Raw genomic sequence first — 13,891 nt, 5'->3', positions numbered from 1 at the left:
CCATGCCCGCCCCGGCCCACCCTCACTCTGCCACTCTGACTCTGGCCAATGGCCTGCATGTCATCCTGCACGCTGCTTCCCATTTACAGCGCTGCGCCGCTGTTGTGCGGGTGGCCGCCGGTAGTCATGACGCGCCCTTGGCGTGGCCGGGGTTGGCGCATTTTCTGGAACACCTGTTGTTCCTGGGAACCGAGCGTTTTCCGACAGGCGAAGGGCTGATGACCTACGTGCAGCAGCATGGTGGACAGGTCAACGCCAGTACCCGCGAGCGCATCACCGAATTTTTCTTCGAACTGCCGGTGCCGAACGTTGCACAAGGGCTGGAGCGCTTGGCGGACATGCTCGCCCGACCACGCCTGGCACTCGACGATCAGCTACGCGAGCGCGAAGTGCTGCAGGCAGAGTTTGTCGCCTGGTCGAGGGATGCCAAGGCCCAGCAGCAAGTGGCATTGCTCGAAGGTGTCGCGAACGGTCATCCGCTTCGGGACTTCCATGCCGGCAACCGGGACAGCCTGCCGGTCGAAACGGAAGCCTTTCAGCAAGCCTTGCGAGCATTTCACGCACAGTTCTACCAGAGTGGGCAGATGACATTGAGCCTGGCCGGTCCCCAACCGCTGGACGAACTCCAAGCCCTGGCACACCGCTTCGGCGAAATCATCCCCACCGGCTCTGGACATCCACAGGCCGCACCACCGGCCCTGATGGACGGCCAGCCCCAGGCTTATCGCCATGTCGCCGGCCAGCAACTGCACCACGTCATCGCCTGCAACGCGCCACGCGAAACCTTGGAGTTTCTGTGCACCTGGCTCAACAACCCGGCGCCCGGCGGGCTGCTGGCTGAACTGCAAGCCCAAGGCATGGCCACCGCGTTACATGCCAGCGTGCTCTACCACTTCGCCGGGCAGGCGCTGTTGGATATCGACTTTACCCTCAACCAGCCAGGCGAATCGGTCACACCGGTTGAAGCCTTGCTGCACGATTGGCTGAGCTTTTTCGCACACAGTGACTGGACGCCACTGCGCGAAGAATTCGCCCGAGTGACCGTGCGCCAGCGGCAGGTTCAGGGCGCACTGGCACTGGCCCGCAACGACAGCGAAGCGCTGTCAGACCACAGCATCGCGGCGCTGCACACGCTGCTGGATTCACTGCAACTGCCAGCCGCCAAGCACACGTGGCAACGGCCACCCGACAACCCCTTCCTACGCCCCTCCGACACAGAACCGCGTGCCGGCCTGATTCGTGGCCAGACCAGCGCCCACCGCGGCTTGCGTACCTTTGCCCAGGACCGCTCGCGGGGTCGCCGGGAAGCATCCGCGCTGACCTTCATCAGCCAGGCTGTACCCACAGACCGCCAGGAAGGCGCGTTGTACCTGAACTGGCGGTTTGACTCACCCGCGCCGTCCGGACTGGAAGGTGCGTTGCACGTCTTGAGCGAAAACGCTCGCCAGGCTGGGCTGGCGTTAACGTTTGAAACGACCGGCCACGATTGGCGGATCAGCATGGTCGGGCTTCACGCGCTCATGCCGAAGGTACTCGAAGCGTTGGCGCAAAGCCTTACGCAGGCGCACCCAACACCCGACACCACGCCGCCGCCGCTCGCCATTCGCGCATTGCTTAAAGCATTGCCCGCTTACTGCGTAGAGACCACGGCCGAGCGCGCACATCAGCCTGCTTCCTGGCATACCGCCCGTTGGCATGGGCTGGGTATAGGCTTGCCGGCAACATGCGAGGCGCTGATAAAAACAGCTGCCGCCGGCTTGCCGGGGCAACCGGCGGGCATTGAGCGCCAACCCCGTGACCTCAACGGTCAGTGCGTGTGGCATGCAGTTAAAACCGACGCCGGCGAAGCCGCATTGTTGCTGTTCTGCCCGACACCCAGTCTTTCCCTGGCGGATGAAGCCGCATGGCGCCTGCTTGTTCATCGGGTGCAGGGGCCGTTTTACCAACGCTTGCGGGTGGAACAGCAAATCGGCTACGCCGTGTTCAGCGGTATCCGACAGATCAACGGGCAGACTGGCATGTTGTTTGGCGTGCAATCTCCGCACCTGTCTCTGGATGAAATTGTGCAGCACCTGCACCGCTTCCTGGCGCAAGTGCCTACGCTGATCGAGCGCGATACAGACTTGGGCAACACGGCCCTGGCGCAGCAATTCAACGTCGACACGCTGCCGACATCGCAAGCAGCCGAACTGCTGTGGCATGCGCACCTGGCGGGCCATCCGTCGGATTACCTGGAGCGCCTCCAGCAACATCTATATGCCTGCACCTACGCTAATTTGCAGCATGCCGCCCAGCACCTGAAGGACGCCGTCGGCGGCTGGCTCTGGGTCGCCAACGGCGCGCCTTCGACGGACCTCTGGAAGGTTAAAGGTTGATCATTGCCAACCCTGCAATAGCCTTTTTCCACCAAGACAGCGCTAACTTGAAAAGAATTGCGTAACATTCCCACGCACACATCTGAACATCTCCGACTGGAGGTGGACTATATGTATTACTTGGTAGTAAACGTCCCATCCCTTCGTAGGAGTAAGAATATGACCTGGTCCAAACCTGCTTACACTGATCTGCGCATCGGTTTCGAAGTCACCATGTACTTCGCCAGCCGTTAATCGGCTGGGTATGACAACGCCTCGGTTCGCCCGGGGCGTTTTTGTTTTGAGCTTTGCTTGATGGAGCGGCCATGTTTGTCCAGATTCTAGGTTCCGCCGCCGGCGGTGGTTTCCCGCAGTGGAACTGCAATTGCGTGAACTGCGCAGGTTTTCGTGATGGCAGCCTACGAGCCCACGCGCGCACCCAGTCGTCCATCGCAATCTCCGACGATGGCGTGAATTGGGTGCTGTGCAATGCCTCGCCGGATATTCGCGCGCAACTGCAAAGCTTCGCGCCGATGCAACCGGGCCGCGCCCTGCGTGACACCGGCATCAGCGCAATCATCCTGATGGACAGCCAGATCGACCACACCACCGGCCTGCTGAGCCTGCGCGAAGGCTGCCCGCATCAAGTCTGGTGCACCGACATGGTCCATGAAGACCTGAGCACCGGTTTTCCGCTGTTCACGATGCTGACCCATTGGAACGGCGGCCTGGCCTGGAACCGCATCGAACTGGACGCCGGCTTCACCATCCCGTCCTGCCCCAACCTGCGTTTCACCCCGCTGCCGTTGCGCAGCGCGGCACCGCCCTACTCGCCGCACCGCTTCGACCCGCACCCGGGCGACAACATCGGCCTGATCGTCGAAGACCTGCGCACCGGCGGCAAACTGTTCTACGCCCCAGGCCTGGGCAAGGTCGATGCGCCGTTGCTGGACATCATGGCCGGCAGCGATTGCCTGCTGGTGGACGGCACGATGTGGGACGACGACGAAATGCAGCGCCGGGGCGTCGGCACCCGCACCGGGCGCGAGATGGGCCACCTGGCACAGAACGGCCCCGGCGGTATGCTGGAAGTGCTTGAGCAGTTGCCAACGCAGCGCAAGGTACTTATCCACATCAACAACACCAACCCGATCCTCGACGAAGACTCCCCCGAGCGCGCCGAGCTGGTGCGACGCAATGTGGAAGTGGCTTACGACGGCATGAGCATTGAATTGTAGGAGCTAGCCAAATGACTGACATACCAATGACGCGCGACGCCTTCGAACAGGCCCTGCGGGCCAAGGGCGCCTTCTACCATATTCATCACCCCTACCATGTGGCGATGTATGAAGGCCGCGCCACCCGCGAGCAGATCCAGGGCTGGGTTGCCAACCGCTTCTATTACCAAGTGAATATTCCGCTGAAGGACGCCGCCATCCTGGCCAATTGCCCGGACCGTGAGATACGTCGCGAGTGGATCCAGCGCCTGCTCGACCACGACGGCGCACCAGGTGAAGACGGCGGCATCGAGGCCTGGCTGCGCCTGGGCCAGGCGGTGGGTCTGGACCCCGAGCAACTGCGCTCCCAGGAACTGGTCTTGCCCGGCGTGCGGTTTGCGGTAGACGCTTACGTCAACTTCGCCCGTCGCGCCAGTTGGCAGGAAGCCGCCAGCAGCTCGTTGACCGAACTGTTCGCGCCGCAGATCCACCAGTCACGCCTCGACAGTTGGCCGCAGCATTATCCGTGGATCGATCCGGCCGGTTACGAGTACTTTCGCACTCGCCTGGGCCAGGCCCGCCGCGATGTGGAACACGGCCTGGCAATCACCCTGCAGCACTACACCACCCGCGCAGGCCAGGAGCGCATGCTGGAAGTTCTCCAGTTCAAACTGGATATCCTATGGAGCATGCTGGACGCCATGAGCATGGCCTACGAACTGAACCGCCCGCCGTACCACAGCGTGACCGACCAGCGGGTGTGGCATAAAGGGATCACCCTATGAGCTTTGATCGCAGCAGAAAACCGACCTGGCGCCAGGGCTACCGCTACCAGTACGAGCCCGCGCAGAAAGGCCATGTGTTGCTCTACCCCGAAGGCATGATCAAGCTCAATGACAGCGCCGCGCTGATTGGTGGCTTGATCGACGGTGAGCGCGACGTGGCGGCGATCATTGCCGCGCTCGAAGAACAGTTCCCCGGCGTGCCTGAGCTGGGCGACGACATCGAGCAATTCATGGAGGTCGCCCGTGCAGAGCACTGGATTACCCTTGCCTGAAAAACCGCCGATTGGCCTGCCGCTTTGGCTATTGGCCGAACTGACCTACCGCTGCCCGCTGCAATGCCCGTACTGCTCCAACCCGCTGGACTTCGCCGAGCAGGGCAAAGAGCTGAGCACCGAGCAATGGTTCAAGGTGTTTCGCGAAGCCCGCGAGATGGGCGCCGCGCAACTGGGGTTTTCCGGCGGTGAACCGCTGGTGCGACAAGACCTTGCCGAGCTGATCGGCGAGGCGCGCAGGCTAGGCTTCTATACCAACCTGATCACCTCCGGCATCGGCCTGACCGAGCAGAAGATCAGCGACTTCAAGAAAGCCGGCCTGGACCATATCCAGATCAGCTTCCAGGCCAGCGACGAACAGGTGAACAACCTGCTGGCCGGCTCGAAAAAGGCCTTCACGCAAAAGCTGGAAATGGCCCGCGCGGTGAAAGCACACGGCTACCCGATGGTGCTCAACTTCGTCACCCATCGGCACAATATCGACAAGATCGACCGCATCATCGAGCTGTGCATCGCCCTGGAAGCGGACTTCGTCGAACTCGCCACCTGCCAGTTCTATGGCTGGGCGCAGCTCAATCGTGTGGGTCTGTTACCGACTCAGGAGCAACTGGTACGCGCCGAGCGCATCACCAATGAATACCGCGCCAGGCTCGAAGCCGAAGGCCACCCGTGCAAACTGATCTTCGTGACGCCGGATTACTACGAGGAACGCCCGAAGGCCTGCATGAATGGCTGGGGCAGTATCTTTCTGACGGTGACGCCGGACGGCACTGCCCTGCCGTGTCACGGCGCCCGACAAATGCCGGTGCAATTTCCCAATGTGCGCGACCACAGCATGCAGCACATCTGGTACGACTCGTTTGGCTTCAATCGCTTTCGCGGCTACGACTGGATGCCCGAGCCGTGCCGTTCATGTGACGAAAAAGAGAAGGACTTCGGCGGCTGCCGTTGCCAGGCCTTCATGCTCACGGGAGATGCCAGCAATGCCGACCCGGTGTGCAGCAAGTCCGAGCATCACGGCCTCATCCTCAAGGCGCGGGAAGAAGCCGAACACGCCACCCAGACCATCGAGCAACTGGCCTTTCGCAATGAGCGCAACTCACGCCTGATCGCGAAAGGCTGAGGGCCTTAACGCTTGGCGATGATGTACACCGCGTGGACGATGCCTGGGATGTAACCGCACAGGGTCAGCAGAATATTCAGCCAGAACGCGCCGGCGAAGCCCACTTGCAGAAACACCCCCAGTGGCGGCAGCAGAATGGCGATGATGATGCGAATGAAATCCATGGGTCAGCTCCAATCAATCGGCTCGTGTGAGCCGTGTAGCTAATCGACCTTGGGTGTTCGTGAGGGTTCAGTGGGATCTGGCACGGAGCTATGCGTTAACAATCAGGCAAAAAAACACCCCCAGCCAAAAAAATCAGGCTGGGGGTGCTGCGTATACCGCGAGACGGTTCAGGAAATCGGGTTAAACAGCGATGCCTTTGCGGCATTGCAATTGCGCGGTGCGCACGCGGGAGAAAGCGCGGGCCAGGCGCAGGAGCATTTCGTCGATGTTGCTTTTGCTCACGGTCAGCGCGGGGGTGAAGCGCAGGCAGTCGGGCTGCGGGGCGCTGAGGATCAGGCCTTCATGTAAAGCCGCATTGACCACCGCATCCGCGGATTCTTCCGACAACGTCAGCCCCCATAGAAGGCCCTGGCCGCGCGGTGCGCCATGGTCATAACGGTAAGCCAGGCGCGCCAGGCCCTCGCCCAGATAGAGGCCGGACTCACGCACGTGCTCAAGAAAACCATGCTCCAGCACGTTGTTGAGCACCGCGGCACCGGCCGACGCCATCAGCGCATTGCCATGATGGGTGCCTTCCAGCTCGCCCAGATCGAAGCAACAGGCGTTGCCCCGCGCCAGCAGCGCCGCCAACGGCACACCGCCGCCCAAGCCTTTGCCCAGGGTGATGATGTCGGCGCGCACCCCATAGTGCTGCTCGGCCAGTAACGTCCCGCAACGCCCCATGCCGGTTTGCACCTCGTCGAGGATCAGCAGAATCCCCAATTCCCGGCACAGCCGTTCGACGCCCTCAAGATAGTGCTCGGTCGCCGGCACCACCCCGGCACCCTGGATCGGCTCAAGCATGATGGCCACTGTCTGGGCGTCCACGGCGGCGTGCAGTGCTGGCAAGTCGTTGAAGGGTACGTGGCTGAAGCCGGGCAACTGCGGCTCGAAACGGTTTTCCTGGGCGCCGGTGGAGGCCGCGAGCGCCGCGAAGCTGCGACCGTGTCGCGCGTTGCTCGCACTGATGATGCGGTAAGCCCCACCGCGATGCAGTTGGCCCCATTTACGCGCCAGCTTGATCGCCGCCTCGCACGCCTCCGCGCCGCTGTTAAGCAGGTAAGCCTGGTCGCTGCCGGTGCGATGGCACAAGCGTTCGACCAGACTGAGTTGCGTACGGTTGTGCAGGGCCATGCCGGGGTTGATCAATGCCTGGGTCTGGTCGGCAAGCGCCTTGATCAGCACCTGTGGGCTGTGGCCGAGGCTATTGGCGGCATTGCCCTGGCTGAAATCGAGATAGGCGCGGTCGTCACTGTCCCATAACCAGGAACCCTGTCCGCGCACGAATACTTGCGGGGGCTTGGCGACGGTGGGCATCAGCGCATCACCGGACGGTTCACCGGGTGACACTTCGAGCACCAGGTCATCCAGGCTCGGCGCGGGACGGCGCAAGGTGAACAGATTCACACTTCACCTCCAGCGGCAAGTGAACCTTGCCCACCCACGGGCTGGAGGTTTTTTGAGTTGCCTATATAAACGCTATCAACGTGAACGCTGTTCATTGCTCGATTCGGCCCTGTAAGCCCTGCGAATAGGCGCTAGACTAGGCGTCTCGAGGGCCCTGGGCCATTTCGTTTTTCCAGCTTTTTCGATAAGCAAACCTTATGGATTTTAAGCAACTGCGTTATTTCGTCGCGGTGTATGAAGAAGGCCATGTGGGCCGGGCTGCAGAACGCCTGTCGATTTCCCAACCGGCGTTGTCACAGCAGATCCGTCATTTGGAGCAGCACCTGGACGTCAGCCTGTTCGAGCGCAGCAGCAAACGCCTGCTGCCAACCCTGGCTGCGCACACGCTCTACAACCATGCACTGCCGTTGATCGATGGCATGCAGCACGCCGTCGAAGCGTTGCGTCACTTCAAAGGCCAGGCGTTGCGCACGTTGGCCATCGGTGTGCTGCAGACCGTGCACACCAGCCTGGTGCCGCAGATGCTCGAACGGGTGCGCAAAGCCCAACCGCACCTGGTGGTGCAGATCTATGAATTGACCGGGCTGGAGATTGAACGGCGCCTGCTCAACGGCTCGCTGGACATCGGCATCAGCTACCTGCCGCCACGTCAGCCTGGGTTGCAAGGCGTGTTGCTGTACGAAGATGAGCTGAAAGTGGTCATCCCCGAGGACCATCCTTTGCGGGAATTCAAAAAGGTCTCGTTGAAGCAGGCGGCTGAGTTGCCGATGTTGCTGCTGGGGGAGGAGTTTCAGATTCGGCAGATCTGGCAAGGCCAGCTCGCCAACCTCGGACGGCGTCCGCAGGTGCAGGCCGAGCTCAATACCATGGTGGGGATTCTCGACAGCTTGCCTCATACGCGGCTGGCGACGGTGCTGCCGGGACGCTCCCAGGATGAGCACAACAGTCAGTCACTGCTATGGAAACCCTTGAGCGAACCACGGGTGCCGCTCAAAGTCGGGTTGGTGTGCCGTGATGTGCAGCGCCAGCAGGCAACGATGGCCTTGCTGCGCACCTTGCTCGAAGACGTGATGAACGCCCCGCAGACGCCGGCCTGACTTTTTCGCGGGCAAAAGAAAACCCCGCCGAAGCGGGGCTTTGCAGACTGTTTCCCTGACATCCATTTCACTCCGCCGTCCTGGCAGAATCCTACGTGTCCGTGTTGTTGCTTTGCGCTTCCTGCGCGACGTCCATGTGAAGTAGATTATCGATGGATCCAATGTGGCGATAGAGGACGATTAGCAGCACGTCATGTAAGAGATTGCTTACACGCCCTCCACGCCTTTAGAACTGGGCTTCATCCAGCAAAAACAGCGATTCGCTCCCGGCTTTTACCGACGCACTCAACGAGTGGATACGCGGCAACAGGCGCGCAAAGTAGAAGCGCGCGGTGCCCAATTTGCTGGCGTAGAAATCGTCTTCGCCCTCCTTGCCCCACGCGGCCTTGGCCATGCGCGCCCACATGTAGGCATACGCCATGTAACCAAACGCATGCAAATACTCCACCGACGCCGCGCCGATTTCGTTGGGGTTGGTCTTGGCGCGATCAAGCACCCAGGCGGTCAACTCATCCAGGTTATCCACCGCCGCATTCAGCGGGCGGATGAATTCGCCCAGCTCAGGCCCGGCGTTGGCGGTGAACTGGCGGATTTCGTCGGCAAACAAGCGATAGAACGCGCCGCCACTGCCGACGATCTTGCGTCCCATCAAGTCCAGGGCCTGGATGCCATTGGTGCCTTCGTAGATCTGCGTAATACGCACATCGCGCACCAGTTGCTCCTGGCCCCATTCGCGGATGTAACCGTGGCCACCAAACACCTGCTGGCCAAGCACGGTGGTTTCCAGGCCCAGGTCGCTGAGAAACGCCTTGGCCACCGGCGTGAGCAAAGCCACCAGGTTGTCGGCGCGCTCGCGGGCTGCGGCGTCGTCGCTGAACTTGGCGATATCCAGTTGAGTCGCCACGTAGGTGGAGAACGCACGACCACCTTCGTTCGACGCTTTCATGGTCAGCAGCATGCGACGCACGTCGGGGTGGACGATAATCGGATCAGCCACTTTGTCCTTGGCCTGGGCGCCGGTCGGCGCGCGGCTCTGCAAGCGGTCACGCGCGTACTCGATGGCGTTCTGGTAGGAACGCTCACCGGATGCCAGGCCTTGGATACCAACGCCCAGGCGCTCGTAGTTCATCATCGTGAACATCGCCGCCAAACCACGGTTAGGCTCGCCCACCAGGTAACCCACGGCTTCGTCGAAATTCATCACGCAGGTGGCGGAGGCCTGGATACCCATCTTGTGCTCGATGGAACCGCAGCTCACCGGGTTACGCGCACCCAGGCTGCCATCGGCATTGACCATGAACTTGGGCACCAGGAACAGCGAGATGCCCTTGGGCCCGGCCGGGGCGTCAGGCAACTTGGCCAGCACCAGGTGGATGATATTTTCGGTCAGATCGTGTTCACCGCCGGTGATAAAGATCTTGGTTCCGCTGACCTTGTAGGAACCGTCCGCCTGCGGCTCGGCTTTGGTACGAATAATCCCCAGGTCGGTGCCGGCGTGGGCTTCGGTGAGGCACATGGAACCGGCCCACTCGCCCGAATACATTTTCGGCAGGTAAGTGGCCTTGAGCGTTTCGGTGGCGTGAGTCGCAATCGACACGCAGGCGCCGGAGGTCAGCATCGGGTACAGGCCGAAGGCCAGGCTCGACGAGTTGATCATCTCTTCAACCTGGGCCGACACTGCCTTGGGCATGCCCATCCCGCCAAACGCAGGATCGCCGCCCACCCCCACCCAACCGCCTTCGGCGTAGGTTTTGTAGGCCTGTGGAAAACCATCCGGGGTGGACACCGCCGTGTCCGCCCAGCGGCAGCCCTGCTCATCGCCGCCGCGACTGAGCGGGGCGATGGATTTGGCAGTGACTTTGCCGGCTTCTTCGAGGATCGCCTCAACGGTTTCGGCGTCCACGCTGTCCGCCAATGCCGGCAGTTGGGCCCACGTGTCGGCAACCTCGAACACTTCGTTGAGGACGAAGCGCATATCCCGCAGCGGCGCTTTGTAATCAGCCATGGCAAACCTCGTTAGAACGTAAAAAGTGATTCGGTAGGATCGGTTTTACAGGCCCCGAGTGTAACCGAACAACTTTTGAGACACATAGGGTCCACTTGTGACTGATTGGTATTTTTAAGTCATCCAGGCAGAAATGCCTCCGCAGGCAGACTCATCAGGCAGTCACTGCCTGCTTCCACGGCCGCGCGATGGGTGGAGGTACGCGGCAACAGGCGTTTAAAGTAGAACTCGCAGGTGGCCAGCTTGGCCGTGGCGAACTCACCGTCGCTGTGGGCCTGCGCGGCAATGGCCATGCGCAACCACAGATAGGCGAGGATGATGTAGCCGCTGTACATCAAGTAATCCACAGCCGCCGCGCCCACTTCGTCCGGGTTCTTCATCGCGGCCATACCCACCTTGGTGGTCAGCTCGCCCCAGTCCTGGTTCAGGTGATTGAGCTGCGCCACATACGCGTTGAATTGCGGGTGCTCGGCATTCGCGGCGCAAAATTTATGCACCACTTTGGTAAACCCGCGCAGCAGCCTGCCTTGGCTGCCAAGCACCTTGCGGCCCAGCAGGTCGAGGGCCTGGATGCCGTTGGTGCCCTCATAGATCGGCGCGATGCGTGCATCCCGTGCCAGTTGCTCCATGCCCCATTCGCGAATGTAGCCGTGGCCGCCGAAGGTCTGCATGCCGAGGTTGGTCACCTCCAATCCGGTATCGGTCATGAAGGCCTTGCAGATCGGTGTCAGAAAGGCCAGCAGGTCTTCAGCTTCCTGGCGCTGGGCGGCATCGTCGCTCAGATGGGCGGTGTCCAGCAGCTGCGCGGTGAAATAGGCCAGTGCGCGATTGCCTTCGTTGAAGGCTTTCATGGTCAGCAGCATGCGTCGCACGTCGGCGTGCACGATGATCGGGTCGGCGGCTTTGTCCGGGGCTTTGGCGCCGGTCAGCGAGCGCATCTGCAGGCGGTCATTGGCGTACTTGATGGCGCCCTGGAAACTCGCCTCGCCGTTGCACAGGCCTTGCATGCCGGTGCCCAGTCGCGCGTGGTTCATCATGGTGAACATGCAGTTAAGGCCTTTGTTGGCCTCACCGATCAGGAAGCCTTTGGCGCCATCGAAGTTGAGCACGCACGTGGCCGATGCCTTGATGCCCATTTTGTGTTCGATGGAGCCGCAGTGCACCGCGTTGCGCTCGCCGGAATCGGCGTGGAACTTGGGCACGATAAACAACGAAATACCTTTGGTGCCCGCCGGCGCGTCCGGCAGCTTGGCCAGCACCAGATGGATGATATTGGCGCTCAGGTCGTGCTCGCCGGCCGAGATGAAGATTTTGCTGCCGGTGACGGCATAGCTGCCATCGGCCTGGGGCACGGCGCGGGTCTTGATCAGGCCCAGGTCGGTGCCGCAATGGGCCTCGGTCAGGCACATGGTGCCGGTCCATTCGCCGGCGGTGAGCTTGCTCAGGTAGGTGTCCTTCTGCTCGGCCGTGCCGTGGGCGTGAATCGCCGACATGGCGCCGTGGGTCAGGCCTGGGTACATGCCCCACGAGGTATTGCTGGAGCCGATCATCTCGCTGAGCACCAGGCCCAGGGACTGCGGCAAGCCCTGGCCGCCGTAGGCCGGGTCGGCCGCTACTCCGTGCCAGCCGCCTTCCACGTACTGGGCGAAGGCTTCCTTGAAGCCTTTGGGTGTGGTCACCACACCATTGTCGAAGTGGCAGCCCTCTTCATCGCCGCTGCGGTTGAGGGGCGACAGCACGTTCTCACAGAATTTCGCACCCTCTTCAAGGATTGCACTGACCATATCCGGGCTCGCGTCCGTCGCGCCCAATGCGGCGTAGTGGCCGTGGAAATCAAATACGTTGTCGATCAGAAAGCGCATGTCGCGCAGGGGAGCTTTGTACTCAGGCATGGCGATGTCTCCGGCGGCAGATGGCTCCAACCTACTGCCGGCCCGCGCGTCGTTCAATCACTGTAGGGCCGCTGAATACACCGCCATCAGTCAACCGGCAGCGCTCTGCATGCGCACCGCGCCACGACGGTTCTGCCCGGCCGCGACCACGCAGTTACGCCCCGCGCCCTTCGCTGCGTACAGTGCCTGGTCGGCGGATTTGAGCACCTCTTCGGGCGTACGCTGCTCCACCTGGCGCTCGGCGACGCCGATACTGACCGTCACCGAAACACTCGACGCCCCACTGCCCGCCCGGCGTTGGCGACCCTGCTGGTCATCCTGCGGGCGGTCCGAGTTGCGCAGCTTGATATCGTAGTTGGCGACGATCTCGCGGATCTCCTCCAGATGCGGCATGCATTCGTCCAGGGTTTTTCCGGCGAACACCACGGCAAACTCTTCGCCGCCGTAACGGTAAGCGCGCCCGCCACCATTGACCTTGGACAGCTTGCTCGCCACCAGGCGCAGCACCTGGTCGCCGACATCATGGCCGTGGGTGTCGTTGAACCGCTTGAAGTGATCGACATCGGTCATCGCCAGCACATAGTTGCGCCCCAGGCGCTGCATGCGCTCATTGAGGGCGCGTCGCCCCGGCAGACCGGTCAGTTCGTCACGGAATGCCATTTGATAGGCCTCATGGGCCACGCCGGCCGCAATCATCAGCATGACCTGGCTGCACATGATGTTCAGGGTGAACGGCAGGATGAAGGTTTGCGGCAGCATCCAGAACAACCCCATCACGCCTACCAGTTGCGCCGCATGCAAGGGACGTGGCTGGTACCAGTACTGCGCCGCGAGGGTGACAAAACCGATCAGGAACATCGGATACGACAGTTGAATCAGGCTCATCCAGTTGCCATGCAGCGCCGGCCAGCGAATTTCCGCCAACCAGTTCAACAGCGCCTGGGGATAACTTTGCTCCAGCGCCAACGCGACACTGCCGACAGCCAGCAGCACCGCGCAACGTGCGACAAAGTCGCGGAACAAGTGGGTTTTTTCCTGCCACAGCGCGTAGATGCTGAACAGTAACGGCAATAGCAGGCAGCACAGATGAAACACCACTGCCGCGTCTTCGCGCACGCGGCCGTTGTCGCGATAAAAATCAGTCTGGGTGTCGAGCAGGAAGTAAGCGACGTACACCGTGATCATCAAAAACAGTTCGCGCTGGCGGCGGTACACCGCGCAGTACGAACCACCGAGCAACAGCACCAGGGTCGGCAATACGTTGAACAGCGAGGTGAAGAAGACGTTGAGGTCCTTGACGTACGCAGCCGAGAGCCCGGCCAGCAACAGCAGCAATGACGGAAGGAAATGGCTGAAACGGACAGCGGACACGCGTGACAAGGGTAAAGCTCCGACCCGCAGAAAAGTAATGGCACTTCGCCTTAGCGCGAACAGTTAAGCACACCCTGTTCGACATGTATCACATTGCCATCACTTTAACGGCAGGCCTGCGCATTCCCTGAGCGATAAGCTGCGTTTTTTATCAGGCAAAAAAA

The 13,891-nt window shown here is 61.4% G+C and carries 12 protein-coding genes; 7 read left to right on the top strand and 5 right to left on the bottom strand.

Translation table 11 applies throughout. The annotated features are described in order from the left end of the window. The first annotated feature begins 2 nt into the window (after positions 1-2). The 6 genes from pqqF to pqqE all read left to right on the top strand — a co-directional run bounded on the left by pqqF (position 3) and on the right by pqqE (position 5,751). Positions 3-2,375, top strand: a complete 2,373-nt coding sequence (pqqF, locus tag G7025_RS16520; protein ID WP_181080256.1) for a pyrroloquinoline quinone biosynthesis protein PqqF — start codon at positions 3-5, stop codon at positions 2,373-2,375. Positions 2,376-2,534: 159 nt separating this feature from the next. Then, the gene (gene pqqA, locus G7025_RS16515; protein WP_003194766.1) at positions 2,535-2,609 is read left to right on the top strand and encodes a pyrroloquinoline quinone precursor peptide PqqA; all 75 of its coding nucleotides are present in this window, start codon (positions 2,535-2,537) and stop codon (positions 2,607-2,609) included. Between the two features lie 71 nt (positions 2,610-2,680). After that, on the top strand, positions 2,681-3,592 hold the full coding sequence (gene pqqB, locus G7025_RS16510) for a pyrroloquinoline quinone biosynthesis protein PqqB (RefSeq protein WP_181080217.1): 912 nt from the start codon (positions 2,681-2,683) through the stop codon (positions 3,590-3,592). An 11-nt stretch (positions 3,593-3,603) separates the two neighbouring features. Beyond that, positions 3,604-4,356 carry a pyrroloquinoline-quinone synthase PqqC gene (pqqC, locus tag G7025_RS16505; RefSeq protein ID WP_181080216.1) on the top strand — a complete coding sequence of 251 codons (753 nt, stop codon included), beginning with the start codon at positions 3,604-3,606 and terminating at the stop codon, positions 4,354-4,356. Beyond that, positions 4,353-4,628, top strand: coding sequence for a pyrroloquinoline quinone biosynthesis peptide chaperone PqqD (gene pqqD / locus G7025_RS16500; RefSeq protein WP_027605935.1), 276 nt, complete (start codon positions 4,353-4,355; stop codon positions 4,626-4,628). The genes pqqC and pqqD overlap by 4 nt, the downstream gene beginning before the upstream one ends. Further along, positions 4,621-5,751, top strand: coding sequence for a pyrroloquinoline quinone biosynthesis protein PqqE (gene pqqE / locus G7025_RS16495; RefSeq protein ID WP_181080215.1), 1,131 nt, complete (start codon positions 4,621-4,623; stop codon positions 5,749-5,751). The genes pqqD and pqqE overlap by 8 nt, the downstream gene beginning before the upstream one ends. Before the next feature lie 5 nt (positions 5,752-5,756). Here pqqE and G7025_RS16490 read toward each other — a convergent pair whose 3' ends face one another. Both G7025_RS16490 and G7025_RS16485 read right to left on the bottom strand, forming a co-directional pair. After that, positions 5,757-5,915: a YqaE/Pmp3 family membrane protein gene (locus G7025_RS16490; protein WP_007904205.1), complete on the bottom strand. Its 159-nt coding sequence runs from the start codon at positions 5,913-5,915 to the stop codon at positions 5,757-5,759. A 181-nt stretch (positions 5,916-6,096) separates the two neighbouring features. After that, complete coding sequence (locus tag G7025_RS16485; protein ID WP_181080214.1) at positions 6,097-7,362, bottom strand: aspartate aminotransferase family protein; 1,266 nt, start codon at positions 7,360-7,362, stop codon at positions 6,097-6,099. 197 nt (positions 7,363-7,559) lie between these two features. Here G7025_RS16485 and G7025_RS16480 point away from each other — a divergent pair, with 197 nt between their 5' ends. Then, on the top strand, positions 7,560-8,459 hold the full coding sequence (locus tag G7025_RS16480) for a LysR family transcriptional regulator (RefSeq protein ID WP_181080213.1): 900 nt from the start codon (positions 7,560-7,562) through the stop codon (positions 8,457-8,459). 226 nt (positions 8,460-8,685) lie between these two features. Here the strand turns inward: G7025_RS16480 and G7025_RS16475 are convergent, their stop codons facing one another. The 3 genes from G7025_RS16475 to G7025_RS16465 form a co-directional block, all read right to left on the bottom strand. Beyond that, the gene (locus tag G7025_RS16475) at positions 8,686-10,464 is read right to left on the bottom strand and encodes an acyl-CoA dehydrogenase C-terminal domain-containing protein (protein WP_181080212.1); all 1,779 of its coding nucleotides are present in this window, start codon (positions 10,462-10,464) and stop codon (positions 8,686-8,688) included. A gap of 119 nt (positions 10,465-10,583) precedes the next feature. Beyond that, positions 10,584-12,356, bottom strand: a complete 1,773-nt coding sequence (locus tag G7025_RS16470) for an acyl-CoA dehydrogenase C-terminal domain-containing protein (RefSeq protein ID WP_181080211.1) — start codon at positions 12,354-12,356, stop codon at positions 10,584-10,586. Between the two features lie 90 nt (positions 12,357-12,446). Then, positions 12,447-13,736, bottom strand: coding sequence for a GGDEF domain-containing protein (locus tag G7025_RS16465; protein ID WP_181080210.1), 1,290 nt, complete (start codon positions 13,734-13,736; stop codon positions 12,447-12,449). Between the last annotated feature and the right edge of the window lie 155 nt (positions 13,737-13,891).

This window comes from Pseudomonas lurida, from assembly GCF_013522705.1.
Lineage (GTDB): Bacteria > Pseudomonadota > Gammaproteobacteria > Pseudomonadales > Pseudomonadaceae > Aquipseudomonas > Aquipseudomonas quebecensis.
This window is presented reverse-complemented; position numbering and strand designations above follow the sequence as displayed.

What these genes read in the sequence shown, in the direction of transcription:
- pqqD (WP_027605935.1), top strand. Translation starts at nt 4,353, where the DNA reads ATGAGCTTTGATCGCAGCAGAAAACCGACCTGGCGCCAGGGCTACCGC.
- G7025_RS16475 (WP_181080212.1), bottom strand. Translation starts at nt 10,464, where the DNA reads ATGGCTGATTACAAAGCGCCGCTGCGGGATATGCGCTTCGTCCTCAAC.
- G7025_RS16480 (WP_181080213.1), top strand. Translation starts at nt 7,560, where the DNA reads ATGGATTTTAAGCAACTGCGTTATTTCGTCGCGGTGTATGAAGAAGGC.
- G7025_RS16470 (WP_181080211.1), bottom strand. Translation starts at nt 12,356, where the DNA reads ATGCCTGAGTACAAAGCTCCCCTGCGCGACATGCGCTTTCTGATCGAC.
- pqqF (WP_181080256.1), top strand. Translation starts at nt 3, where the DNA reads ATGCCCGCCCCGGCCCACCCTCACTCTGCCACTCTGACTCTGGCCAAT.
- G7025_RS16490 (WP_007904205.1), bottom strand. Translation starts at nt 5,915, where the DNA reads ATGGATTTCATTCGCATCATCATCGCCATTCTGCTGCCGCCACTGGGG.
- pqqB (WP_181080217.1), top strand. Translation starts at nt 2,681, where the DNA reads ATGTTTGTCCAGATTCTAGGTTCCGCCGCCGGCGGTGGTTTCCCGCAG.
- pqqC (WP_181080216.1), top strand. Translation starts at nt 3,604, where the DNA reads ATGACTGACATACCAATGACGCGCGACGCCTTCGAACAGGCCCTGCGG.